The organism is Shewanella septentrionalis, from assembly GCF_025370265.1.
Classification (GTDB): domain Bacteria; phylum Pseudomonadota; class Gammaproteobacteria; order Enterobacterales; family Shewanellaceae; genus Shewanella; species Shewanella hafniensis.
Genome location: NZ_JAMTCC010000001.1, coordinates 169303 through 194510, shown reverse-complemented (window position 1 = coordinate 194510; position 25208 = coordinate 169303). Strand labels below are relative to the sequence as shown.

Genomic DNA, 25208 nt, shown 5'->3' with positions numbered 1-25208 from the left:
GATATGCAAGGTATAATCCCGCCGCAATATTTCACCTCTAAATCCTACTCAACTGGGGAGATGTTGCATATGCTACGTTTAATTAAAGAAGCGCTTACTTTTGACGATGTGTTGCTTGTTCCTGCGCATTCGACTGTACTCCCAAATACCGCCATTCTTAAAACTCGCCTGACCAATACCATTGAATTGAATATCCCACTTGTGTCTGCCGCTATGGACACAGTTACCGAAGCTCGTCTTGCGATCGCTATGGCGCAGGAAGGCGGTTTAGGTTTTATTCATAAAAACATGAGCATTGAAAAACAAGCCGAAGAAGTGCGTAAAGTAAAAATTTACGAAGCGGGCGTGGTTCAACAACCTGTGACTGTGACGCCATCTACGACCTTAGCCGATCTGAAAGTATTGACACTGAAGAATGGTTTTGCCGGTTATCCCGTGGTTAACGAAGCAAACGAGTTGGTTGGTATCATTACTGGCCGTGACGTACGTTTCGTCACAGATTGGAGCAAAACGGTAGAAGAAGTGATGACGCCTAAAGCGCGTTTAGTCACAGTTGCCGAAGGCACTAAATTAGATGAAGTGCAAAAATTGATGCACTCACACCGTATCGAAAAAGTCCTTGTTGTCGATGATAACTTTAAACTGAAAGGTTTGATCACAGTTAAAGACTTCGAGAAAGCCGAACGTAAACCTAACGCCTGTAAAGATGAGTTAGGTCGTCTACGTGTTGGCGCCGCCGTTGGCGCGGGTGCTGGTAACGAAGAGCGCGTTGATGCACTCGTTAAAGCTGGCGTTGACGTATTACTTATCGATTCTTCCCACGGCCATTCTGAAGGCGTTTTGCAACGCATTCGTGAAACGCGTGCTAAACACCCAACATTGCAAATTATCGGTGGTAACGTAGCTACGGCTGAAGGTGCATTAGCACTGGTTGAAGCTGGCGTTAACGCAGTTAAAGTGGGTATTGGCCCTGGCTCAATTTGTACGACGCGTATTGTAACCGGTGTTGGCGTGCCACAAATCACAGCAGTTTCAGATGCAGCCGCAGCCGTAAAAGGCTTAGGTATTCCTGTTATTGCCGACGGTGGCGTACGTTTCTCTGGCGACTTAGCTAAAGCATTAGCGGCCGGTGCATCTTGCATCATGGCAGGTTCAATGTTTGCAGGTACCGATGAAGCGCCGGGCGAAACTGAACTTTATCAAGGCCGTGCGTATAAATCTTATCGCGGCATGGGTTCACTAGGCGCTATGTCTCAAGGTTCATCTGACCGTTATTTCCAATCTGACAATGCTGCCGACAAACTCGTGCCAGAAGGCATTGAAGGTCGCGTACCTTACAAAGGTAAGTTGAAGGAAATTATCCATCAACATATGGGTGGCTTGCGTTCATGCATGGGCTTAACCGGTTGTGCCACCATTCAAGAACTGAATGAAAAAGCCCAATTTGTGAAAGTAACTTCAGCTGGCATGGGTGAGTCCCACGTGCACGATGTGACTATCACTAAAGAAGCGCCGAACTACCGTTCAGGTTCTTAATCGTTTGATAAAAGGGGCGGCGATAAGCCGCCTCTTTGTAAAGCGTGTGATCCAATACTCAAGGCTGGCTATCGCCGCGTTGAGCAATGTTAAAACAATAGATAAGATAAAGGTTACCCATGAGCGATATTCATGAGCACAAGATACTGATCCTCGATTTTGGATCTCAGTACACTCAACTGATTGCCCGTCGTATCCGTGAAATCGGTGTGTACTGTGAATTATGGGCTTGGGATGTAACAGAAGCCCAAATCCGCGAATTTGCCCCGAACGGTATTATTCTTGCTGGCGGACCTGAAAGTGTCACGGCTGAAAACTCGCCGCGTGCGCCTGAATACGTCTTTACCGCAGGCGTGCCTGTACTGGGCATTTGCTACGGCATGCAAACCATGTCTGAGCAGCTGGGCGGTAAAGTTATCCAAGGTGTGGGCGAAGGTGAATTTGGCTACGCTCAAATTGAAATGCTAACAGATTCGTTGCTATTCAAAGGCATCGAAGATGCGGTTAGCAGCGAAGGTAAACCCTTACTCGACGTATGGATGAGCCACGGCGATAAAGTGTCGGCCATTCCTGAAGGGTTTGTGGCGGTCGCTAAAACGGATACTTGTCCCTTTGCCGCTATGGCAAATGAAGCCAAACAATTCTATGGCGTACAGTTCCACCCAGAAGTGACCCACACTCGCCAAGGTATGCGCATGTTATCGCACTTTGCCTTAGACATTTGTGGCTGTGCGGCGAACTGGAAACCTTCTTCTATCATCGAAGATGCAATTGAGCGCTTGAAGAAGCAAATTGGTGATGATGAAGTGATTTTAGGCTTGTCGGGCGGTGTCGATTCTTCGGTTGTAGCTATGTTGCTGCACCGCGCTATCGGCAAAAAACTGACCTGCGTATTCGTTGATAACGGTTTATTGCGTTTGAACGAAGCTGAGCAAGTGATGGAAATGTTTGGCGATCATTTCGGCCTGAATATCATTCATGTTGATGCGGAAAATCGCTTCCTCGATGCGATGAAAGGCGAAGCCGATCCAGAAGCTAAGCGTAAGATCATCGGCCGCGTATTTGTGGAAATTTTCGATGAAGAATCGAAAAAATGCGCTAATGCAAAATGGCTAGCGCAAGGCACGATTTATCCAGACGTGATTGAATCTGCTGGCAGCGCCACAGGTAAAGCACATGTGATCAAGTCGCACCATAACGTTGGCGGTTTGCCAGACGATATGGAACTGGGTTTAGTTGAGCCACTGCGCGAACTGTTCAAAGATGAAGTGCGCAAAATTGGTTTAGAGTTAGGTCTGCCATACAACATGCTTTATCGTCACCCGTTCCCAGGACCAGGTCTTGGTGTACGTGTATTAGGTGAAGTAAAGAAAGAATACTGTGACTTACTGCGCCGCGCCGATGCCATCTTCATCGAAGAACTGCATAAAGCCGACTTATACAATAAAGTCAGCCAAGCCTTTACCGTGTTCTTACCTGTGCGCTCAGTTGGCGTGATGGGTGATGGCCGTAAATATGACTGGGTTGTGTCACTGCGTGCCGTAGAAACCATCGATTTTATGACAGCCCATTGGGCACATCTGCCGTATGATTTCTTAGGTCGCGTATCAAACCGCATCATTAACGAAGTCGATGGCATTTCCCGCGTGGTTTACGATATCTCTGGCAAGCCGCCAGCGACTATCGAATGGGAATAAGTTAATTATCTGAATTAACGATTTAAAGGCGCCTAGTGCGCCTTTTTTGTTATTCATTCTGTTTGAGATCACTGGCAAGGACCACTCGATTTCTCCCGCCGTTTTTGGCCTGATATAGCGCTTTATCAGCAAGGTTAATGATCTCATCTCTATTTAGGTGTTGATTTGCAACGGTTGCGATACCAATACTGACTGTGATGCTAAGGTATTGACCTGAATAGTGAAAATCACTTCTTTCAATCAGCGCCCTGAGTTGTTCGGCTTTGAGTTGGGCCGTATGACTATCGCAGTGTTTAAGCTCAATGAGAAACTCTTCACCTCCCCAGCGGGCAACTCTATCTTGTTTTCGTAGACTCTTGCTGATGTGTTTTGCAAGCTTTGTTAATACATAATCACCCGCTGCATGGCCATAGGTGTCATTGATTTGTTTGAAGTGATCTATGTCGAGGATTAAGTAAGCACTGGGATTATTGTCGGTACTGTTTTCGACATTTTGATTGAAACTGCGTCGATTAAGCAGCCCTGTTAGCGGGTCGGTATTTGCGGCAATATTGAGTATTTGGTTTTTGGTGATTTGTTGTTGGATTAATTGATAGAGGCCGAACCAAGCGCAGAGAATGCCAAAGGTAAAGAGTAAGTCTTCGACTTCTTGATAGTAACTGGCTTCGAAGGTAGATAATTCATCCAGTATATTCATATTGTTACCTATGAATAGGCTCCCACAGCCAATTAACAGCCAAAGATAGATTTGACGGTTATGTCGCGTGTAGCTGATATAGAACATCATAAATAACCAAATGATAGATCGGATCAATTCAAGGCTGAGTTCGTAATAATTGATTTCGTTATTAATGGACTTGCCGTGCAGCATAATGCAAGAAAAGCCTGCACTTATGATCAGAATTAACCACTGCCAAAAGTATCGAGTCATTGGAGTATCGATGATAAAACCATAGGTAAAGTATAGTGTGATGGCAGTGTTATGCAGGGGGCTTGCATTGGAAATGCTGACTTTGTGATATGTAGGCGATTGGCTGTTATAATCCGGTTTTATGTTCAGGCTAATTAAATGAGCGTGTGAGTGGAGCAAATGCAGCAAGTTGAACAATCGCAGCAGGACGAACATTGGATGCAAGTGGCTATGTTGATGGCCGAGAAAGCCGAGGCCGAGGGTGAAGTACCTGTCGGTGCGGTTCTGGTCAAAGACGGCCAGCAAATTGCGACGGGTTACAATTTATCCATTAGCCAACATGATCCTAGCGCCCATGCGGAAATTTTATGTTTACGGGAAGCGGGGCGCTTGGTCGAAAACTATCGCCTGTTAGACGCGACTTTATATGTCACGCTTGAACCTTGTGCTATGTGTGCCGGTGCTATGGTGCACAGCCGGATCGCGCGGGTGGTTTTTGGTGCTCGGGATGAAAAAACCGGTGCAGCGGGGACTGTAGTGAATTTACTGCAACACCCGGCATTTAATCATCAAGTTGAAGTCACATCGGGTGTATTAGCCGACGCTTGTAGCGCGCAATTGAGTCGTTTTTTTAAACGGCGTAGAGAGGAGAAAAAAGCCCTGAAACAGACTCAAAAGGCGCTGCAAGCAATTGAGTAAACAGTGGTAAAAGCGACAGGATTAATCCTGAGACTGAATAAAAGTAAAGAAAAGTTTCTGACGATTCAAAATACGACGATGGCGAACTTTGAGTAAAGTACGACGACGCGCGACAGTATTGCTGATGGTTTTTCTTCTCATATTGACCCCATTCATTGTTATTATTGATGCCCTGCAGTGATGTATCGCAGGTCATAACCCCAAGACAGTAGCAGTTGCACTTGAGCGCAGCAATAGCACTGGTCAGATAAGCTGAACTAAGCGATGTTTTTAAGCGTAAACCTAAGTTGGTTAAGCCTGCTTGGTTCTGGCACAGAGTTTCAGATACTGAGCTCACAGAGCTTTGGTTTAGCAGTTTGACTTTTTGATTTAAGTCTCTAGAAACCTAGCTCTAACGCTTGGCTCAGGCGATGCAGATTACTTAGGTTGTTCTGGGCTCAATGTTCCAGCGGGAATGGCGGGTTCTTCCGACGCTAGATCGCTCGGTTCTTCCTCGGGGTTTTGCTGTTTCGACTGATTATCTACCCAGACTAACGTGTCGTAGTAGCGGCGAATACTGTCAACGTAATGGACTGCTTCACTGCCTCTGGCGTAGCCGTAGCGGGTTTTTTGATAGTATTTACGCTTTTGTAGTAGCGGTAGTACTTTCTTTAAATCTCGCCACGCATTGGGATTTAACTCCATCGATTCAGCCAGTTTACGCGCATCTTCAACATGGGCATATCCTATGTTATAGGACGCCAGTGCAAACCACATACGTTGACTCTCGGGAATGGATTCCGGCAAACGATTGATCATATCGTTCAAATAGGCCGCGCCGCCGCGGATACTTTCTTCCGCGTCCAAACGGTTGGTGATGCCAATTTCTTTTGCCGTAGGCTGAGTCAACATCATCATGCCGCGCACCCCCGTTGCCGATCGGGCATGGGGATTCCAATGGGACTCTTGATAGCTAGTCGCCGCAAGCTTACGCCAATCTAAATTGCCCGCATGGGTTTCAAATAACTGACGATAGCGAGGCAAAACGGTTTCGATAGCGCGGATAAATGCCCTAGTATCGACATAATCGAAGCGCTTCACATGGCCAAAGTATTTCTCGTTGAGATGATCAAGCGTACCGGCAAGCTTCTCTTGGTGCCAAAAGGCCAGTAATTGACTCATGAGTTCATCACTGCGGGTTGGTGGCAACAGCCAGACCACATCGAGCTTTTCTTCAAGTACGGGGCCTGAGCGCAGATCGGGCAAGTAGCGGCGGTTGATTTGTACGCTGCTGGAGTCTGCTATGGTGTAGTCAATTTCTTTGTTGGCGATCATGGCCAGCAATTCTTCGCTGTCTTTGTCGGTAATTTGATCCCACACCAGCGTTGGATAATGCTTTTGCAACTGAGTTAATGTCTCGACAAAGGAAGAGTCGGCGATGACAGTGATCTTACCTTTTAAGTCGCTGATGTCTTTGGGCGCTGGCATGCCTTCGCGATAAACCAATACTTGATTAACGCGGTACAACGGCGGCCCTAGGCGGAACTGTTCTCGCCTTGCGGGTGTTTCTGTCATGCCCGCAGCAATCAGGTCGATTTCATTCTTTTTAAGGGCTTCGTACAGCTCGGTGCGGTTAGTGTAGGGCACCATTTTTAAGGGCACATCTAAGTATTCGGCGAACAATACCGCCATATCGTAATCGAAACCGCTATCACCTTGGCCCGATGTCATATAAATCTGTGGGCCGTAAAGTGTGCCGACTCTTAACTCAGTTAATTTCTTCGGCACGAATTCTGTTTCGTCCACGGTCACCTGCTGACAGGCAGTCAGTAAGAAACCTAAGATAAGAGCGAACAGGAATCGAGTCATTAAATGTGCTTATAGTAAATAAAATCAATATTATAGATAGCGAGTTAACAGTGGGGCATGCGTGGTGAACTGGCCGACATTGGTGGGATTATATCCGTTTGTCTGCGATAACGTAAAAAAATCATTCGTGGGGGAAAATGGCGACTTAAAATGGTCGCGTTTTTTATATCACAGGAAACACTGTTTTGCGTAAGGTCACAGGTGATTTGTGGCAGACATTTCCTTATAATAGCGCCACCTCTGACCCCTGCAATAATAAATAATAAGGTGAATAGACGTGATGGAGATCATCCGCGGAGCCCCTGCACTCTCGACGTTTAGGGTGCAAAAGCTGATGGAGGCCTGCGAAAACGCTGCGCTTCCGGTACGCCAAATCTATGCTGAGTATGTTCATTTAGCGGATTTGAGCGAGTTGCTCGATACAAATGAACGCCAGCAACTTGAAAAAATTCTCACCTATGGACCTGCGATAGAAGCTCATATCCCCCAAGGTTCACTCCTGTTTGTCACTCCTCGCCCCGGTACTATTTCTCCTTGGTCTTCAAAAGCCACTGACATCGCGCACAATTGTGGCCTTGGTAAAGTGAAGCGTTTGGAGCGAGGCGTTGCGTATTATGTCGAGTCAGATGCACTGACAGTTGCGCAGCAACAAGCCTTAAATGCGCTGTTGCACGATCGCATGGTTGAAATCATGCTTGATGATTTTGCCAAAGCCGATGTGTTATTCAAACGCACTGAGCCTGCGCCGTTTAAAAGCGTCAATATTCTTGCCGAAGGTCGCCGCGCACTTGAAGTGGCTAACACAGCATTGGGCCTTGCCTTAGCCGAAGATGAAATCGACTATTTAGTCGAAAACTTTGTCCGTTTAGGCCGTAATCCCCATGACATCGAATTGATGATGTTTGCTCAGGCGAACTCTGAGCATTGTCGTCATAAGATTTTTAACGCAGATTGGACAATTGACGGTGAAGTTCAGCCTAAGTCATTGTTCAAAATGATCAAGAACACCTTTGAAACCACGCCAGATCACGTGTTATCTGCCTACAAAGATAACGCTGCTGTGATGGAAGGCTCGGTTGCCGGTCGTTTCTTCCCCGATCCAGATGGGGTGTACAACTACCACACTGAACCTATGCACATCCTGATGAAAGTGGAAACCCACAACCATCCAACCGCTATCAGCCCCTATCCTGGCGCTGCAACCGGTTCAGGTGGTGAAATCCGTGATGAAGGCGCAACGGGTCGTGGTTCTAAACCTAAAGCCGGTTTAACGGGCTTTAGCGTATCAAATTTAAAAATCCCGGGTTTTGTTCAACCATGGGAAGGTAACTACGGTAAGCCAGATCGTATCGTTAGCGCGCTCGATATCATGACCGAAGGCCCACTGGGCGGCGCGGCATTTAACAACGAGTTTGGTCGTCCGGCATTGGTGGGTTATTTCCGTACCTACGAGCAGGAAGTCAGCAGCCACAACGGCGTTGAAGTGCGTGGTTACCACAAGCCCATTATGTTGGCCGGTGGTTTAGGTAACATTCGCGAAGAACATGTGCAAAAGGGCGAAATCACCGTTGGCGCTAAGCTGATTGTGCTGGGTGGCCCTGCGATGAACATTGGTTTGGGTGGCGGCGCCGCTTCATCTATGGCATCGGGTCAATCGAGTGAAGATCTCGACTTTGCTTCTGTGCAACGTGAAAACCCCGAAATGGAACGTCGTTGTCAGGAAGTGATTGACCGCTGTTGGCAGCTTGGCGATAAAAATCCTATCCAATTTATCCACGATGTGGGCGCGGGCGGTTTGTCGAACGCTTTCCCTGAACTTGTGAATGACGGCGAGCGCGGCGGTTTATTCAATCTGCGTAACGTGCCTTCAGATGAGCCAGGCATGAGCCCGCTGGAAATCTGGTGTAACGAATCACAAGAACGTTATGTGATGTCCGTTGCTCCTGAAAACCTCGCACTATTTACTGCCATCTGTGAGCGTGAGCGCGCCCCGTTTGCGGTTGTGGGTGAAGCGACGGCGGAGAAACACCTGACCCTTAGCGACAGCCATTTCGATAATAATCCTATCGATTTGCCGCTCGAAGTCTTATTAGGCAAAGCACCTAAGATGAGCCGCGATGTGGTATCAGCCAAAGCGGTATCGCCAGCGCTCGAACAAAACAAGATTGATGTTAAAGAAGCGGTTAAACGCGTACTGAGCTTGCCTACAGTTGCGGATAAAACCTTCCTTATCACCATTGGCGACCGCACTGTAACGGGTTTAGTTAACCGTGACCAAATGGTGGGTCCATGGCAAGTGCCTGTGGCCGATTGCGCTGTCACAGCTGCAAGCTTTGATACCTACGCCGGTGAAGCAATGTCACTGGGCGAGCGTACACCGCTGGCTCTGCTTGATTTTGGCGCATCTGCCCGTATGGCAGTGGCTGAATCAATCATGAACATCGCCGGTGCCGATATCGGTTCATTTAAGCGTATCAAGCTTTCTGCTAACTGGATGTCTGCTGCGGGTCACCCCGGTGAAGATGCGGGTCTTTATGAAGCGGTGAAAGCCGTAGGTGAAGAACTGTGTCCAGAGCTCAGCCTAACCATTCCGGTCGGTAAAGACTCTATGTCGATGAAGACCGCATGGCAGCAAGATGGCGCGGATAAAACCGTGACGTCGCCAATGTCATTGGTGATTACTGCTTTTGGCGTGGTGCAAGACATTCGTAATACAGTGACGCCAGAGCTGCGCACAGATAAAGGCGAAACGTCTTTACTGTTAGTGGATCTCGGTGCGGGTAAAAATCGTTTAGGCGGTTCTTGTTTAGCCCAAGTCTTTGGCGAGTTGGGTGATATTGCGCCGGATCTTGACGATGCTGCACTGCTGCGTGGTTTCTTCGAAACCATGCAAAATCTAGTGGCTAAGAAATCCGTTATCGCTTACCACGACCGAAGCGACGGTGGCTTATTTACCACCTTAGTGGAAATGGCCTTTGCGGGTAATACTGGCTTAGACATAGATGTAGAAGATTTGCAGGGCACGGATTTAGAGCGACTCTTTAATGAAGAGCTCGGCGCTGTGCTGCAAGTGAGCCGCGACAACGCTGCGAAAATTGCCGCTCAGTTTGCTATCGCGGGTGTTCCTTGCCATGTGATTGGGACGTTAGCTGACGATCAACGCATCACCATTAAAGATGGCGCGCGTGAAATTTTCAGTGATAGCCGTGTTGCGCTGCGTACCTTGTGGTCAGAAACCACTTATCGTATGCAAGCCATGCGTGATAACCCAGCGTGTGCACTGGAAGAGTTCAAACTGAAGCAAGACGAAAGCGATTTAGGCTTAACCGTTAACTTAAGCTTCGATCCAAGTGCTGACGTTGCCGCGCCTTATATTCTTAAAGGCGCTGCGCCTAAGATGGCGATTTTGCGTGAGCAGGGCGTTAATTCCCACGTGGAAATGGCTGCTGCCTTTGATCGCGCTGGATTTGAAAGCCGCGACGTGCACATGTCTGACATTTTATCTGGCCGTATCAGCCTAGAGGATTTCCAAGGTCTAGTGGCCTGTGGTGGTTTCTCTTATGGTGACGTATTAGGCGCAGGTGAAGGTTGGGCTAAGTCGATTCTGTTTAATGACCGTGCGCGCGATGAGTTTTCACGTTTCTTTGAACGTGACTCAAGCTTTGCTCTCGGCGTGTGTAACGGCTGTCAAATGCTGTCAAACCTGAAAGAAATCATTCCAGGAAGCGAGCATTGGCCACGTTTTGTGCGTAACCGCTCAGAGCGTTTTGAAGCGCGTTTTAGCTTAGTTGAAGTGCAACAGAGCCCATCGTTATTCTTCCAAGGTATGGCAGGTTCGCGTATGCCTATCGCCGTATCACACGGGGAAGGTTTGGCTGAGTTTGCCAGCCCTGAAGCGTTGGCGATTGCCGAAGCGTCAGGCACAATTGCGCTGCGCTTTGTCAATGGCAAGGGCGATATCGCGACTCAGTATCCACAAAACCCGAACGGTTCTCCAAATGGCCTAACGGGCATTTGTACCACTGACGGACGCGTTACTTTGATGATGCCGCATCCTGAACGTGTGTTCAGAACGGTCGCTAACTCTTGGCATCCAGATGCTTGGGGTGAAGATAGCCCTTGGATGCGTATGTTCCGTAATGCGCGAGTGACCTTAGGTTAAGCGAGTAAACTCAGCGGCTTTTACCTGTATTGATGGGTAAAAGTGGATTTAGTTAATCGTAAAAAAGGAGCGATAATTTCGCTCCTTTTTTTATATTTAAAATGCACTTTTATGAAATATCTTGGATTTCAAATCATTAACACTTATTGCAAATAATCTAATAGACCAAAGTGAAAAAATAGCTTCTTTCATCGGTAAATACCTATTAATAGGTATGTTGCATACTTGATGCTGGAAGCGACGTTTTATGGGGTTCTAGAGTTGAAGGCAGATGTTGCGGCTTTAGAATAGAAAAAGCCCCCACTCTCAAAGAGATGGGGGCTCGTTTTGCGCTAACAAAACTTCAAATTAATGCAATAAATTTCACGAGTAATTCTGGGGATTATTTCAGCTCATTAGCTGTATAAAGTTCAACAAAAACACGCTTGTAGCTGTTAACCAGACGTTCAAATAATTTAGTCATATCGATATCTCCACACCAAAAGTTAATACCTATGTGCGCGAAGTTGGCATTGACTGGGCTACGACACCAGTTCTACCAAATTGTCTCCTTAACACAGGACATATATTAAACAACTCAGGTTAGCTTCTCAAACGAGAAAAAATACAATTATTCATTATTAAAACTAATGAATTTTAATGCCTTTTTTATATTTCTATTTCTATATGTGAGTTTATTTATTGATTTTAAAGGTTTTAAATTAATTTTTAACTAAAAATATTTTTAAGTTTTTTAGTTAATTTGTTGCAACATTATTTGTTTGTTAGCTTTTTGGTAGCTGGAGCTGATTTGTGGCGGCTAATCAATAAAAGTAGGGGTTTACACTAATTAATGTGTGCTCACTACTCCTGTTTTATGTGGTTGTCAATCCCTCTCAATGGGGAAGTGTGTGCCTCACCGCAAAACCCACCTAAACCACTGAGTTTGATTGATTTGCATCAAAGCGAGGTGGTATAAAATAGCCACAAATGAAAGCGAATAAATATCTTAACTATCTGATATTTATATCGATGAGATCATTTGATTGATTAAGTGGTAGGGTGTTGGTCTCAGTTACTTGCGATAGTGTGACTCGCGTCTCAATATGCGACGGATATTGGTACTTTTTAACCCTTGCTGCTTCGAACTAATGAAAAAGATTAAATTTAACGGTTTATACTGATGTTCAGATATAAACACAAAATGAAAACTCACTATCCTACAAAGGCACTTGCTGTGATTGACGCGGGTTTTGTCATAGCAATTGGACGCACCAAGTAAGGAGTCACCGATGATTGTTGAAGAGGTTGTTGAGCTATCGCGGTTGCAGTTTGCGCTGACAGCCATGTATCACTTCCTATTTGTTCCCTTGACCTTGGGGTTGGCATTTTTGCTGGCTATCATGGAATCACTGTATGTGATGACAGATAAACAAATTTATAAAGATATGACTAAGTTCTGGGGTAAGTTATTTGGTATTAACTTTGCTTTGGGGGTTACCACAGGTTTGGCAATGGAATTCCAGTTTGGTACTAACTGGTCTTACTATTCGCATTACGTAGGGGACATCTTTGGTGCGCCTCTGGCTATTGAAGGTTTAATGGCCTTCTTCCTCGAATCTACCTTCGTCGGTATGTTCTTCTTCGGTTGGGATCGTTTCACTAAACGTCAACATTTAGTGGTGACTTGGTTAGTGGCCTTTGGCTCTAACATGTCGGCATTGTGGATTTTAGTGGCAAACGGTTGGATGCAAAACCCTGTGGGTTCTGTGTTCAATTACGAAACCATGCGCATGGAAATGACCAGCTTCGCCGAAGTGGTGTTTAACCCTGTTGCGCAGGTGAAGTTTGTTCACACTGTGGCTTCGGGTTATGTGGCGGGTGCCATGTTTGTGCTGGCGATCAGTGCTTATTACATCCTCAAGAAACGTGACTTACCTTTTGCCCGTCGCTCATTTGCGATTGCGGCAAGCTTTGGTATGGCGGCGATTTTATCGGTTATCGTCTTAGGTGATGAATCTGGTTATAAAGTCGGTGAAGCACAGCGTGTTAAGTTAGCGGCGATTGAAGCTGAATGGCACACAGAACCTGCTCCTGCGGCCTTTACTGCGGTTGGTTTCCCAAATCAAGAAACCATGCACACGGATTATGCGATCAAAATTCCTTATGCGATGGGCATTGTGGCAACACGTTCATTGGATGAAGAAGTCACGGGGATCCGTGATTTGATTGCTGAGCATGAAGTGCGTATCCGTAACGGTATGAAAGCTTATGCTATGTTAGTGAAGCTGCGTGCGGGTGAAGAAACGCCTGAATTACGTGCGGCCTTCGAAGAAGCAAAAGTCGACTTAGGCTATGGTTTCTTGCTGAAACGCTACACAGATAAAGTGGTCGATGCCACTGAAGAGCAAATTAAAGCAGCGGCTAAAGATTCTATCCCGAACGTAGCACCGATTTTCTGGAGCTTCCGTGTGATGGTGGGTCTAGGCTTTATCATGTTGTTCGTATTTGCTGCGGCATTCTGGCAAAGCACACGTCATCAAATCGCTGAGAAAAAATGGGTACTTAAAGCTGCACTTTATAGCTTGCCATTACCTTGGATCGCGATTGAGTGTGGTTGGTTTGTGGCTGAGTATGGTCGTCAACCTTGGACGATTTCTGAGGTACTACCGACCTTTATGTCTGCATCAAGCTTAACGACTGGCGACTTATGGTTCAGTATCCTTTCTATCACCCTGTTCTACACTGTGCTGCTGGTGATTGAGATGTTCTTGATGTTTAAGTTTGCCCGCATTGGTCCGAGCAGTTTAAAAACTGGTCGTTATCATTTCGAGAACCTAGAAGCCTAAGCAGAGGATTTCATTATGTTTGATTATGAAATATTAAGAGTTATCTGGTGGGCTCTGATCGGCGTACTGTTCATCGGATTTGCGGTTACTGACGGTTTTGACATGGGTGTCGGTGCGTTACTGCCAATCATAGGTAAAGACGATACTGAACGCCGTATCATGGTCAACACTATTGCTCCCCATTGGGACGGCAACCAAGTGTGGTTAATCACAGCAGGTGGTGCGTTATTTGCCGCTTGGCCTATGGTGTATGCAGTGTCTTTCTCTGGCTTCTATGTCGCCATGATGTTAGTGCTGTTTGCCCTTTACATGCGTCCAGTCGGATTCGATTACCGTTCTAAAATTGAAAATCCAAAGTGGCGTAAGTCGTGGGACTGGGCCTTGTTTGCCGGCGGTTTTGTACCTCCACTGATCATAGGCGTAGCCTTTGGTAACTTGTTACAAGGCGTACCGTTTGAATTCGACGAGTTCCTACGTGCGACTTACCACGGTGGTCTATTCGGTCTGTTGAATCCTTTCGGTCTACTGGCAGGTCTTGTGAGCGTGAGCATGTTTATGATGCAAGGCGCTTCTTGGCTACAAATGAAGACTGACAGTGAGCTGCGTGTTCGTGCTGCGAAAGCCACGCAATTCTTCGCACTGTTAGTGGCTGTGTTGTTTGCTGCGGCGGGCGTGTGGTTAGCCAATGGTATTGATGGTTATGTCGTGACATCAGTCCTTGACCATAATGCGGTGTCTAACCCAGCAATGAAAACAGTCGCGATTGAAGCGGGTGCTTGGCTTGCCAACTATGACAAATACCCCATCACTATGCTGTTCCCTATCTTAGGTGTGGCATTGCCTCTACTAGTGATTTTGGTTAGCCGCTTTAACCGTTCAGGTTTTGCGTTCCTATTCAGCTCACTCACTGTGGCGATGGTTATCTTAACTTGTGGTGCAGCTATGTTCCCATTCGTCATGCCATCATCACTAGACCCTAACGTCAGTTTGACTATGTGGGATGCAACAGCCAGTAAAACTACCTTAGGGGTGATGACTGCTGCTGCAGCGATTTTCGTACCTATAGTGTTGAGCTACACTGTTTGGACTTACTACAAGATGTTTGGTCGTATCGGCCGTAAACATATTGAAGATAACAAAGCCTCACTCTATTAGGCATTAAGGAGCATCTGCTATGTGGTATTTTACGTGGATATTAGGGGTTTTGTTGGCCTGTTCTTTCGGGATTATCAATGCCCTGTGGCTTGAGAATACTGAGAACATGGACAGATCGGCTGATGATGCCGAGTAACGTCTAAACTCGATTTAAAAAACCTCGCACTTGCGGGGTTTTTTATTGGGATTTATTTGCTGGATTAGGCAAGGTTTAACCTGTGTTGGGTTCATCTAAAAGCTATCCTCAATAATGTTCTCCTATCACTTTCTTAAATAATGCCCCAAAACTCCCGTGCCTCGCTCCCATAAAAAATGCCACCCTGTGTGGGTGGCATTTGATACATAACTCATTAGACATTTGAGCTAGTGGTGTTAATTGAACCTGTCGAGTGAGTCTATCTAGGCCTTAAATTGGCTTATTTGGCGTTTTAAGGCCGCAGCTAAGGATGACAGTTCATTAGCTGACTGCACGGTTTCAGTGGCGCGATGTTCGCCTTCATTTGCCAGTTCACTGATCTGATGCAGATTATGAGTAATTTCCTCTGCAACACTGCTTTGCTGCTCGGTAGCTGAGGCGATATTGCGTGAACTAATGGCGAGTTCGCCAATCCGGCGGGTGATTTCCTTAAGCTGCTCGCCAGTAGCTTCACCCTGTGCTGCGGATTCCATGCCTAATTGATGACTCTGGCCCATTTGTTCTGTGGTACTTTTCACTTGCGTTTGCAGCTTTCCAATGGTTTGGCCAATTTCTAAAATGGATGATTGGGTGCGCTGGGCTAGGGTTCTCACCTCATCGGCTACGACCGCAAAGCCTCTACCTTGATCGCCTGCACGCGCCGCTTCAATCGCCGCGTTAAGTGCCAGTAAATTTGTTTGCTCGGCAATACTGTTAATCACTTCGGTAACTTTACTGATGGCTTCACTTTCGTGACTCACTTTTTCAACCGACTGATGACTATTACTGAGCTGTTCACTGAGTTTGAGTAAATCCTGCACCACTTTAGTTTGCTGACCTTGGCCTTCTTTGGCTGCGGCATCCACCTGTTGGCTCTGCACTGCGCCATCTTGGGCATGATTCGCCACATCGCGAATAGAGGTCGACATTTCTTCAATGGCAGTGGCAATTTGATCCGTTTGTAGCATTAAGGCCTGAGCTTCTTCGCCATTCTGTTTGGCAATACTTTGTGCCTTAGAAGCCTGCTGCTCTAAACTCATCACCGAATCCTGCAGGGCAATAATCAACTGTCTTAGTTCAGAGGACATGGTCGATACGCTGGTGGTGATACGATCCACTTCGTTTTGACTCTGAGGTGTTGATGGCGCTAAGTGATGACTAAAATCACCACTGCCTAGGCTTTCCATATGCACTTGCAGGGCATGTAATGGTTTAAGTGTACGAATTAATACCACTGAAAGCAGCGCAGTGATCAGTGCTATCCCGGTTAGAGCAACGATAGCGTTGATAGTGAGTAACTGCATACTTTCTTCGTTGAGCTCACTCGCCTTAACCTGGCCTACCAGCATCCAATTCCAGCCAGTTACGGTTTGACTATAGGCAAACATAGGCTCATTTTTACTATTGCTATAACGGTATTCCGCGTCATCTTTTGTGGCCTCCGCCACACTTAATCCATCGAGCATAGACTCTGTGATAACCTCGCCCGCATTAAACTTAGGGTGCGCGACTAGCACATTGTCCGCTTTGCGGACTAACAGAAAATGGCCGCTTTCTTCTAAGGTGAGCCTGTTGACTGCATCTTGTAATTGTTTTAACGAGCTAGTGATATCAAAGCCAATATATAAGATACCAATGACCTGGCCTTGGACGTCCTTTACTGGGCGATAGACTGTCATATAGTCTTTGCCGAAGAGTTTGGCGTAGCCTTCGTATTCTTGGCCGCTGATCAGCGCTTGATAGCCTGGATGGGTTTTGCCGAGGAAGGTCCCTAATGCACGGCTACCATCGGCTTTTTTGAGTGAGGTCGACACCCGCATAAAGTCATCGCCATCGCGCACGAATACCGTTGCTGTGCCGCCCGTCAGGTTTGCAAAACGATCGACTTTGCTTTTTGAAGAGTTAATTTGTTCTTGTTCGTGCATGAGGGCGGGAGAGCTGACTCCCATCAGATTAATAGTTTTATCTGGCTGACTAAATTGCCCCGGATACATTTCCTTAAACACATCGGCGTTGCGCCTAGCAAGTTGCAAAAGACTATCGTATTGCAGTTCTAACATGTCTGAAACGGCACGCATTTCGGACTTCATGGCACTTATGCCTTTATCTTCTAATACATTTGAAGCGGCTTTGTAGGAGACGGTACTGAGTATACCAAAGATGATGAGTGTGAGGATAAACGCGAGGGCACCTATTTGTTTTGCAATAGGCCAATTTTTATAATTCATCGTACGATCCTATAGGTAACGGTTACATCAATGTAGCCTAAGTTTCACTCCATGGTCTTGATATGGGTCTAGTATTTAAGCAATTGTATAGTCAATTCTTTGATATTTTACCAGTTTTAGATTTGAGTTAATGAATTCATTTGCTAGACATGTTGGCTGATAAAAAGTCCTGCTAACTGGCCGTATTGTGATGGCATGGACTAAGCTGCTTAAGGTGAATGGAGTTCATAGTGTCAGAATCGTTATAGGGGAAGTGTATATGCTAGGTGAGAATCATGCGTTGGTTTATGAGTTTCCAGATTTTGTTGATCAAATTAAGCATCTAAAAGCCAATAATAGCGCTTTTGCTACCATGGCCAGTCGTTACCATGAGCTCGACAATAAAATCAGGGCATTGGAGTTAACAAAAGTGCCCACTGCCGATGAGCACTTTTTAGCGTTAAAATTAGAGCGGTTAAACCTCAAAGATAAACTGTATCAATACCTAGTCCACGATGCGATTTAAGCTGGAATGGCGGACTGATTGTTCGCCTTACGGTTTTTCATCAACAGTAAATACATAGTCGGTACCCAAACCAGAGAGAGCAAAGTCGTTAGCAGCGTGCCGCCCGCGATAGCAATGGCAAAGGGAGGCCAAAATCCGCCGCCAGCAATGATAAGCGGGATAAAACCGCCCACTGTGGTGATGGTTGTCGAGCTGATATGGCGGCCACAACTGCTGACGGTTGAGACTATGGTTTCCATATCGCCGAGTCTGGCACTCGGCATATCCTCAAGTTCAGCCAAGATCACTATGGCAGCGTTAATGGCCAGTCCCATCAAGCCTAGTAAACCTATGATGACCGGGAATCCAAAGGGATAGCCGAACACATACACGGCTAATAGGCCAAGCCCTGCCGATTGTATCGCGCTCAACAAAATGATGGCCGTGAGCCTGAAGGAGTTGAACGACAACACCACAGTGGCCAATAACAAGGTGACGACTAACATCACATTGGAGAGCAAATTGCCGACCGCTTCGTTACGTTTTGCGCTTTCACCTCCGATTTCAATGCGATAACCCGATGGCAGCGCGAGTTGTGCCACTTTATCTTTGACATCGTTCAGCACCTGGGCGGGTAACACGCCACTGACAATATAGGCTTCTATGGTATTCACCCTTTGGCCGTTACGTCTTGGAATGGCGCCGCGACTCACTTGTACTTCGTTGTGGGCGAGGGCAGAGAGCGCGACCGACTCACCTGAAGGTGTCACTAATTGGATTTCTGAAAGGCGGGTGACTTGTTCGCGACTGCCATCACCGAGTCGCACTCGAACGGGTAATGACTCCGTTTGCTCAAGTACGCTGCCACCGATAACGCCCGTGGTCGACATTTGGATTTGCTTGGCGATATCCGTCAGACTTAAACCACTCATTAAGCTGGCATCTTCATTCACTTGCAGCCACAGCTTAGGCGCACCGGCACTTAAGGTGGCTCGGGTATGGAGCACGTCCGGTGTTTGCGCGAGGATATTGCGGACTTCGTCGCCTAGCGTTCGCAACGTATCGAGATTCGGACCGAAGATCATCAACTCTACCGGCGCATTAAAGGGCGGACCTTGCTCGAGTTTGCGAACTAGCACTTGTGCCTCGGGGAAAGCGCTATCGAATTGCTGTTGTAATTCGGGGATCAGCTCATTGGCACGTTCAAAGTCGGTCACTTTCACCATGGCCTGCGCATAGTTAGTCGCGCCCTGTTGGCGCTGCGTCAGGTTGTAATAAAATGAGGGCGTATTGCCGCCCACCACCCAATCGACTTGGGTTATCCCATTGACAGCATGGAGCTTTTTATCCATCAGTTGCACTTGGTTCAAAGTGTTTTCTAAACTCACATGGGGCGCAAGATAGACTTCAATTTGGAACATGTCCCTGTCCGATGGCGGAAAGAATTGCTCTGTCATCTTGCCCGAGGCGTAAAAACCTAATACTGGCGTAATACCAATAAGCAGCGCACTGAGAATAGGGCGCTTAAGGGCGATTCTGAGGCTGGTTTGAAAATATTGGCTCACAAGCGGGAGATTTATTCCGTGTTGATACCAGACATCATGTTTGCCTTCATGGCTAAATCGTCCCGCAAGTCCCGCAATTATCGTGTGGGAAATCAGGTAAGAGCCCAGCAGCGCAAACATCACTGACATGGCAATGCCACCGACAAACTCTCCTGCTGCACCGGGCATCAGCACTATGGGCGCAAAGGCTAAAATCGTGGTAATCGTTGAACCTGCTAAGGGCAGCCAAAGGTGGTGTATGGTTTCGCTCACTGCGGCTAGGCGACTCATCCCTTGTTGACGCCGTTGTGAGATGGCATCAACAATCACAATCGCATTATCCACCATGATCCCAAGGGCGACGACGAGTCCAGTCACCGACATTTGATGTATGGGCAGGCCGATATATTTCATGCAGGCCAAGGTAAACAGTGCCGTGAGGGGCAATGAAATCGCCACTATGATGGCGTTTCTGAGTCCGAGGGTGAGTAACAATACCAGCAAGATGATCACAAATCCTTGCAGCAGGTTAACCACTAGTCCGCCAAGGCGATCGCTGGTGTAACTGTTTTGCTCGAATAGCCATTGGATCTGGATGTTGGCGGGCACTTCGCGATTAAGTTCATCGACGACGCTATTCACTTGTGCTTGCCAGAGATCGACACGGCTATTGTTAAGCATGCGCGCGGCGACAAAAATGCCTTGTTTACCATCGACTAAGGCTATGCTGTCCGCGGGCGTTTTGGCTTGGCGCGTGACAGTGGCAATATCTCCAAGACGAATAATTTGGCCTTGGTTATCAATTTTGAGTGGCACTTGGCGAATGCGAGTTAAAGAGTCGAGTTCGCCCGAGACTTCGACTAAGGCGCGAAACTCACGATTGTTGATTTCACCCGCAGCAATTTTACTGTCGGCGCCGTTGAGAATATGGGCGATGGAAGCGGGAGTAAGTTGTAACTGGCTCATCTTGTTGCCATCGAGTTGCACTAGCATTTCTTCGGTCGGTGCGCCGTAGAGTTTGACAAAATCCGTGCCCGACAACAGCCTGAGCCTGCTCTGTAATTCCTTCGCGTAGCGGTTGAGCATATCGACTCGAACGGGCGTATTGCTATTCCACACTAAGCTTAAAATGGCGGTGTAGGCATAACCAATTTGATCATCGAGTGTCGGGGATGGTATGCCCTCGGGCAGATTGATTTTCGCATCGGCTAATAAATCCCGCGCCCGAGACCACACGGGATCTGTCTCCATGACTGTGTCTTTTAATTCTAACTGTATGACTGAAATCCCCGGCCGAGAGGTCGATTGGATCAGCTTGATTTCTTCTAAGCGTCTGAGCTGATTTTCGAGCACTTCAGTGACTAAGGCTTCGACCCGCTCAGCTGAGGCCCCAGGGTACGGGGTGATCACAGAGGCGAAACGGTTGGTTATGTGTGGATCTTCAGTGCGCGGTAGACTCGAGATAGCACCAAAGCCCGCGACCAGTAATAGTGCAATAACGAGGCTGACTAAGCGGCCGTTTTCAACAAAGGCTTTAATCATAACTACCTCGTGACTGCGGCAATGGGAGATACGGCTTGGCCTACAACCAGCTTATGGAGTCCTTGGCTGACATAGATTTCATTGGGTTGAATTGCGCCTTGAATGTAGGCCATGTCCTGGGTGGTGTAGAGTATTTCCACATCTCGGCGCTCTATGATGGATTGCTGTTCATCCTTTGCGATGACATACAGATTCCATAATCCACGAATGCCATCCGTTAATGCCGAAATCGGCACCCAATACCCAGCTTGCTCAATTTGCTGCTGTTGATGCAGATACGCAATTTCACCGTTAATCACACGGGCATCTTGGGGTAGGCTTATCCTAAGTTGTAGGGTGCGACTGACGGGATTGACTTCGGCGCTAATACCGGCAATTTCGGCGGTAAAGGTTTGGTCTTGCACGCTGACTTGTACTTGCTGTCCGGCGTGAAACTGCTCCGCTAACGCGACAGGTATGCCAATGTAGGCTTCAGGATTGATATTGCCCACTAAGGTGAAAATGGGGCTACCCGCAGCAACCACTTCGCCCAAGTTATGCAGTCTTTGGCTGATGGTGCCGTCGAAAGGCGCCACTAAGATGGATTTATCGAGCTTAAGTTGATTGGCATGCTGTGAGGCAAGTAGGCGGTTTTTCGCCGCGGCTAAGCTATTTAATTGTGAGCGGTTTTCATCTAATAGCTGCTCAGAGACATAACCCGATTTTTTCAATTCTTGATTACGTTTTAGAGTGCTGGTGGCCAGATCAACATCGGCTTGGGTTTGCGCCAGACTCGCCTGGATCTCTTGACGCTCGGCTTCGAGTAGTCGGGTATCGAGAATTGCCAGTATTTGACCTTGCTTCACTTTGATGCCGGAATCGGCCTGTAGTTCGTTTAACTTTCCTGCTAGTTCAAAGCCGACGCCAGTTGTGTTGCCCGCACGGATAGTCCCCGTGAAGGTCTGCTCGTGCTCATAGCTTAGTGTCAGGATCAACGCTTGGCTCGTGACTGTGGGCAGTATGGTTGTCGTGGCGTGTTCAGTGACTTCCTTTTGACAGGCGGATAATGTGACTAAAGCAAACACGCAGACGCTGATAGTGCGCCAAGAACGTCGGGCAGTTCGATCCATTTTAAGTGCTTCCGCTGTAAGTTAAACGTTAATGCTATGTAACTAGACTTGCTAGTCTAGTTGTGTGGAACTAGACTGTCTAGTCTATTTTGTGCTTAACTAATGCCAATTTATTAGGTCTACCTATTCGAGAGTCGATATGACGCATTCCTCTGAGACGCAGTTACCTCTGAGCCGTAGCGAACAAAAACGTCAGCAAGTGCTTGTGGCTGCTATTGATTTATTTTGTCGTCAAGGGTTTCCCCATACCAGTATGGATGAGGTTGCCAAGCTTGCAGGCGTGTCGAAACAAACCGTTTATTCCCATTACGGCAGTAAAGATGAATTATTTGTTGCGGCAATTGAATCTAAATGTGTTGGCCATAATCTTAATGATGATTTGTTAAGTGATCCCACTAAGCCGGAATCCGCATTAACCCAATTTGCCCTGCAATTTGGGGAGATGATCGTCAGCCCTGAAGCTATTACGGTATTCAAAGCCTGTGTGGCGCAATCTGAAAGCCATCCCGAAGTGTCGCAGTTGTTCTTCGATGCGGGCCCGAAACATATAGTGGGATTGCTGGCTGACTATTTAGTGAAAGTAGAGGCGATAGGGCAATATCGATTTGGTAACGCTCACCACAGTGCGGTGCGTTTATGTTTAATGTTGTTTGGTGAGCTAAAACTCAAATTAGAATTGGGGTTAGCGGCCGATGAACTCGCTAACGATAGAAATGCGTATATTTTGGGTTGTGCCGACATGTTCCTGAAGGCGCATCGGGTTTAATAAAATTTGCACAATATAAAGGTATTATTTTGTATCTGAATATTGAAAGCATGAACCTTTTAGCTCGATAGCGCGTATTATGCGCAAAAATCTGTTAATCAATTTAAATGCAAGGAGCTGACGTGGCTAACCGAGAACTCTCACCATCGAGCGCAAAACTGCGCCTGCTGAAAAGCGCTGTATTACTGTTGCCGTTAATGAGCTGTGCTGCTATTGCAGCGGATAAACCTTCGCAGGAATACAAGCCTTTTAGATTAAGTGTCGCGCAGATCAGCACCCAGAGTGCCGAGGTTGCCAATGGTAATACTGAGCTACAAAGGGACAGTTTATTACTGAGTGCAGGGATGAATGTTCCGTTAAATCAGCAATGGTCTTTGGGCTTTCGTGTGGGTTACGACAGGCTGGATTATGATTGGCGCAATATCACGCTCACTGGTGCTAACAATGTCGCACCGCTGTTTGGTATCGACGGGCAGAATTGGGATCATATCAATCGTTACCGTGCCGGAGTGTCGTTAAATTATCGCATGGATAAACATTGGGCCTTCTTTTTAGCGCCGCAGATCCAATATGCCTACGCCGACACTGCATCGGCCAGCGAAGCCCAGAGTTACGGTGTTGTGGCATCTGCCATGTATGCATTTGATTCGGGGAATATGATTGGTGTTGGTGTCGCGTATCTTAATGATATCGATGAAGTTCGCACTGTGCCTTATCTCGCAATGCGCTGGCAGATAGATGAACATTGGGCACTCGCTAATCCTTTCCAAGCTGGTTTTAGTGGTCCTGCAGGATTAGAGCTCAGTTATCAATTCAATCCTGATTGGAATATTGGCTTTGGTAGTTCGCGTCGTACTGAGCGATTCCTGATCGAAGACGATGACACTGTAGTGGAAACGAACGAATGGGTGAGTTATCTGCGCGGTGGTTGGCGAGCAACGTCTGCAATAACAGTGAATCTTTACGCCGGATATTACTTTGATGGGGAGCTAGAAGTGACCGACCAAGCCGCGCTTGATATGGATAGCCAAGGCGCTGCGGCCTTGGATATCGAATTCAAATTCTAACGTTAATGTTAGTTATTTGCCTAGCATGGCCTCTTTGAGGCTTTTCTGGGCTGGCTTGTCACCTAGCCAAATTTTTAACAGTGCTTGACGGAACATTTCACCTTCGATGGTGGCTTGTTCCTGACCATTTTTATAGGCCGTCACGCCGCGGGCTTTATTGGCGACTAAGGTAAATTGGTCGCCTTCTTTAATTTCTTCGTTAAACAGCGCCATAAAGGCATCGATTTGCGGTTGAATATCGGCGGTATTATCTGCCGTCGCGTGCTCAAAACCTTCGGTGATCGCATCGCGCATTTTTTCTGAGGTGATCATGCCAGAGGTAATGTTAAGGCGGATTGCCGCAATCGGAGCATCGATAACCGCTGCTGTGCTACTCAAGGCTGCTGGCAAATACAGACTGCCCACATATAAATCCATAAAGAACTTACTGCGAACGCCCGCGCCATTGAGCTGTAATGCTTGGCTATCTAACGTCACAGTATCTGCGACTTGCACACCTGATACTTCTTTGGCCATTAATGTGTGGGGTAATAACAGCGCGCTTGCTAGGGTAAGAGTGGAGAGTAACTTCATAATACACCTCATTTTTCTATTTTAATTATTGGGTTTTAAGCAGATTTTTATGAGTATTTACAGCAGAAAGTTGACCCCAACTTCTCAAATACTCGGCACCGAAAATGGATGTTAATCTAAAGAAGAGGGGAGAGATAGGCTAATTGTGCCTAAGCATCATTCGAAAATGGTTAAATATGGCATACTCATCATTAAGTATGAGCATGCCTACAAGATGACTCATCGCGTTAAACTATTGATATAAAACTATCGGCGGCAAATCATCAGCGTTAGACTTTCTGCGTGAAAATTATCCGCGAGTGCCTAGCTTGTACTGACCACTCTGTTCGAACATCACAGCTTGTTTCTGTTTTGGTGAGATCAAAATTGGACCGTCGTCGAAGAAGAGAAAACACTTCCAATTACGGACGAACACATCCCAACGAGTTTCAATAATCTGATATTTTTCATAGCAAAAATAGACGGTTGTCTCATCGGGCCATTGTATAAACTCGGCTAACATGTCGGGTAAACTGCTCTCTTCACTATCCCAAGCACTCTGCCAATGATCTGTTTCCACCCAAGCATCAGCCTTCGCCGCCCAGTCTCCCTTAGTAAATTGCTCCGCACGACTACTCTTGTTACTGATCCATTGATTCCAGATTTCCATCGCATTTTTATCTGTTAACGGCAGGATATGCGCCTTGTCTTCGTCAGTGACAGGCAAGTCTTTGTTGTTGAAAATCCACTTACGGCGGTATTGTTCTAGCGGGATATAAGTGTTGGCCAAGCAAGCTCTCCTAGGTTGAGCCCTGAAGGCTCATCAAACATCAATGTGTCGGATTATACTGACTTAGCCAAGTTTAGGGAAATGGCGCAATGTGGCTATATCCTAGTATTGGATTT

Annotated in this window: 17 protein-coding genes; 10 read left to right on the top strand and 7 right to left on the bottom strand. The window is 46.9% G+C overall.

The window, feature by feature from the left end:
- The first annotated feature begins 69 nt into the window (after positions 1-69).
- The gene (guaB, locus tag NE536_RS00870; RefSeq protein ID WP_106651111.1) at positions 70-1536 is read left to right on the top strand and encodes an IMP dehydrogenase; all 1467 of its coding nucleotides are present in this window, start codon (positions 70-72) and stop codon (positions 1534-1536) included.
- A 119-nt stretch (positions 1537-1655) separates the two neighbouring features.
- On the top strand, positions 1656-3233 hold the full coding sequence (gene guaA / locus NE536_RS00865; protein ID WP_220590772.1) for a glutamine-hydrolyzing GMP synthase: 1578 nt from the start codon (positions 1656-1658) through the stop codon (positions 3231-3233).
- Positions 3234-3282: 49 nt separating this feature from the next.
- On the opposite strand, the gene NE536_RS00860 is transcribed toward guaA, so the two are convergent.
- Entirely contained in the window at positions 3283-3930 is a 648-nt protein-coding gene (locus NE536_RS00860) for a GGDEF domain-containing protein (RefSeq protein ID WP_261271492.1), read from the bottom strand.
- Between the two features lie 393 nt (positions 3931-4323).
- Between NE536_RS00860 and tadA the strand changes: the two genes are divergently transcribed.
- The gene (gene tadA / locus NE536_RS00855; RefSeq protein ID WP_261271491.1) at positions 4324-4842 is read left to right on the top strand and encodes a tRNA adenosine(34) deaminase TadA; all 519 of its coding nucleotides are present in this window, start codon (positions 4324-4326) and stop codon (positions 4840-4842) included.
- A gap of 417 nt (positions 4843-5259) precedes the next feature.
- Here the strand turns inward: tadA and mltF are convergent, their stop codons facing one another.
- A complete protein-coding gene (mltF, locus tag NE536_RS00850; RefSeq protein WP_006082473.1) occupies positions 5260-6690 on the bottom strand; it encodes a membrane-bound lytic murein transglycosylase MltF in 1431 nt (476 codons plus the stop codon).
- Between the two features lie 280 nt (positions 6691-6970).
- On the opposite strand from mltF, the gene purL reads away from it, so the two are divergent.
- From purL to cydX, 4 genes are all read left to right on the top strand, one after another.
- On the top strand, positions 6971-10852 hold the full coding sequence (gene purL / locus NE536_RS00845; RefSeq protein WP_261271520.1) for a phosphoribosylformylglycinamidine synthase: 3882 nt from the start codon (positions 6971-6973) through the stop codon (positions 10850-10852).
- A gap of 1271 nt (positions 10853-12123) precedes the next feature.
- On the top strand, positions 12124-13680 hold the full coding sequence (locus NE536_RS00840) for a cytochrome ubiquinol oxidase subunit I (RefSeq protein ID WP_106651106.1): 1557 nt from the start codon (positions 12124-12126) through the stop codon (positions 13678-13680).
- A gap of 15 nt (positions 13681-13695) precedes the next feature.
- Positions 13696-14835 carry a cytochrome d ubiquinol oxidase subunit II gene (cydB, locus tag NE536_RS00835; RefSeq protein ID WP_261271490.1) on the top strand — a complete coding sequence of 380 codons (1140 nt, stop codon included), beginning with the start codon at positions 13696-13698 and terminating at the stop codon, positions 14833-14835.
- A gap of 19 nt (positions 14836-14854) precedes the next feature.
- Complete coding sequence (gene cydX, locus NE536_RS00830; protein ID WP_006082469.1) at positions 14855-14971, top strand: cytochrome bd-I oxidase subunit CydX; 117 nt, start codon at positions 14855-14857, stop codon at positions 14969-14971.
- A 263-nt stretch (positions 14972-15234) separates the two neighbouring features.
- On the opposite strand, the gene NE536_RS00825 is transcribed toward cydX, so the two are convergent.
- A complete protein-coding gene (locus NE536_RS00825; protein ID WP_261271489.1) occupies positions 15235-17238 on the bottom strand; it encodes a methyl-accepting chemotaxis protein in 2004 nt (667 codons plus the stop codon).
- Between the two features lie 259 nt (positions 17239-17497).
- Here NE536_RS00825 and NE536_RS00820 point away from each other — a divergent pair, with 259 nt between their 5' ends.
- On the top strand, positions 17498-17743 hold the full coding sequence (locus NE536_RS00820; protein WP_107948475.1) for an HP1242/YdcH family protein: 246 nt from the start codon (positions 17498-17500) through the stop codon (positions 17741-17743).
- Here the strand turns inward: NE536_RS00820 and NE536_RS00815 are convergent.
- Positions 17740-20808 carry an efflux RND transporter permease subunit gene (locus tag NE536_RS00815; protein ID WP_261271488.1) on the bottom strand — a complete coding sequence of 1023 codons (3069 nt, stop codon included), beginning with the start codon at positions 20806-20808 and terminating at the stop codon, positions 17740-17742. The two genes, NE536_RS00820 and NE536_RS00815, sit on opposite strands and share 4 nt — an antisense overlap.
- Before the next feature lie 2 nt (positions 20809-20810).
- The gene (locus NE536_RS00810; protein WP_261271487.1) at positions 20811-21917 is read right to left on the bottom strand and encodes an efflux RND transporter periplasmic adaptor subunit; all 1107 of its coding nucleotides are present in this window, start codon (positions 21915-21917) and stop codon (positions 20811-20813) included.
- Between the two features lie 139 nt (positions 21918-22056).
- On the opposite strand from NE536_RS00810, the gene NE536_RS00805 reads away from it, so the two are divergent.
- Both NE536_RS00805 and NE536_RS00800 read left to right on the top strand, forming a co-directional pair.
- Positions 22057-22683, top strand: a complete 627-nt coding sequence (locus NE536_RS00805; protein WP_261271486.1) for a TetR/AcrR family transcriptional regulator — start codon at positions 22057-22059, stop codon at positions 22681-22683.
- 122 nt (positions 22684-22805) lie between these two features.
- Positions 22806-23750 carry an autotransporter outer membrane beta-barrel domain-containing protein gene (locus NE536_RS00800; RefSeq protein ID WP_261271485.1) on the top strand — a complete coding sequence of 315 codons (945 nt, stop codon included), beginning with the start codon at positions 22806-22808 and terminating at the stop codon, positions 23748-23750.
- 12 nt (positions 23751-23762) lie between these two features.
- Here NE536_RS00800 and NE536_RS00795 read toward each other — a convergent pair whose 3' ends face one another.
- Positions 23763-24323, bottom strand: a complete 561-nt coding sequence (locus NE536_RS00795; RefSeq protein ID WP_226058954.1) for a chalcone isomerase family protein — start codon at positions 24321-24323, stop codon at positions 23763-23765.
- Positions 24324-24612: 289 nt separating this feature from the next.
- Positions 24613-25092, bottom strand: coding sequence for a DUF2947 domain-containing protein (locus tag NE536_RS00790; RefSeq protein ID WP_261271484.1), 480 nt, complete (start codon positions 25090-25092; stop codon positions 24613-24615).
- Between the last annotated feature and the right edge of the window lie 116 nt (positions 25093-25208).

What these genes read in the sequence shown, in the direction of transcription:
- tadA (WP_261271491.1), top strand. Translation starts at nt 4,324, where the DNA reads ATGCAGCAAGTTGAACAATCGCAGCAGGACGAACATTGGATGCAAGTG.
- NE536_RS00805 (WP_261271486.1), top strand. Translation starts at nt 22,057, where the DNA reads ATGACGCATTCCTCTGAGACGCAGTTACCTCTGAGCCGTAGCGAACAA.
- cydB (WP_261271490.1), top strand. Translation starts at nt 13,696, where the DNA reads ATGTTTGATTATGAAATATTAAGAGTTATCTGGTGGGCTCTGATCGGC.
- NE536_RS00860 (WP_261271492.1), bottom strand. Translation starts at nt 3,930, where the DNA reads ATGAATATACTGGATGAATTATCTACCTTCGAAGCCAGTTACTATCAA.
- NE536_RS00825 (WP_261271489.1), bottom strand. Translation starts at nt 17,238, where the DNA reads ATGAATTATAAAAATTGGCCTATTGCAAAACAAATAGGTGCCCTCGCG.
- NE536_RS00795 (WP_226058954.1), bottom strand. Translation starts at nt 24,323, where the DNA reads ATGAAGTTACTCTCCACTCTTACCCTAGCAAGCGCGCTGTTATTACCC.
- NE536_RS00815 (WP_261271488.1), bottom strand. Translation starts at nt 20,808, where the DNA reads ATGATTAAAGCCTTTGTTGAAAACGGCCGCTTAGTCAGCCTCGTTATT.
- guaB (WP_106651111.1), top strand. Translation starts at nt 70, where the DNA reads ATGCTACGTTTAATTAAAGAAGCGCTTACTTTTGACGATGTGTTGCTT.
- mltF (WP_006082473.1), bottom strand. Translation starts at nt 6,690, where the DNA reads ATGACTCGATTCCTGTTCGCTCTTATCTTAGGTTTCTTACTGACTGCC.
- NE536_RS00820 (WP_107948475.1), top strand. Translation starts at nt 17,498, where the DNA reads ATGCTAGGTGAGAATCATGCGTTGGTTTATGAGTTTCCAGATTTTGTT.
- NE536_RS00840 (WP_106651106.1), top strand. Translation starts at nt 12,124, where the DNA reads ATGATTGTTGAAGAGGTTGTTGAGCTATCGCGGTTGCAGTTTGCGCTG.
- guaA (WP_220590772.1), top strand. Translation starts at nt 1,656, where the DNA reads ATGAGCGATATTCATGAGCACAAGATACTGATCCTCGATTTTGGATCT.
- cydX (WP_006082469.1), top strand. Translation starts at nt 14,855, where the DNA reads ATGTGGTATTTTACGTGGATATTAGGGGTTTTGTTGGCCTGTTCTTTC.
- NE536_RS00810 (WP_261271487.1), bottom strand. Translation starts at nt 21,917, where the DNA reads ATGGATCGAACTGCCCGACGTTCTTGGCGCACTATCAGCGTCTGCGTG.
- purL (WP_261271520.1), top strand. Translation starts at nt 6,971, where the DNA reads ATGGAGATCATCCGCGGAGCCCCTGCACTCTCGACGTTTAGGGTGCAA.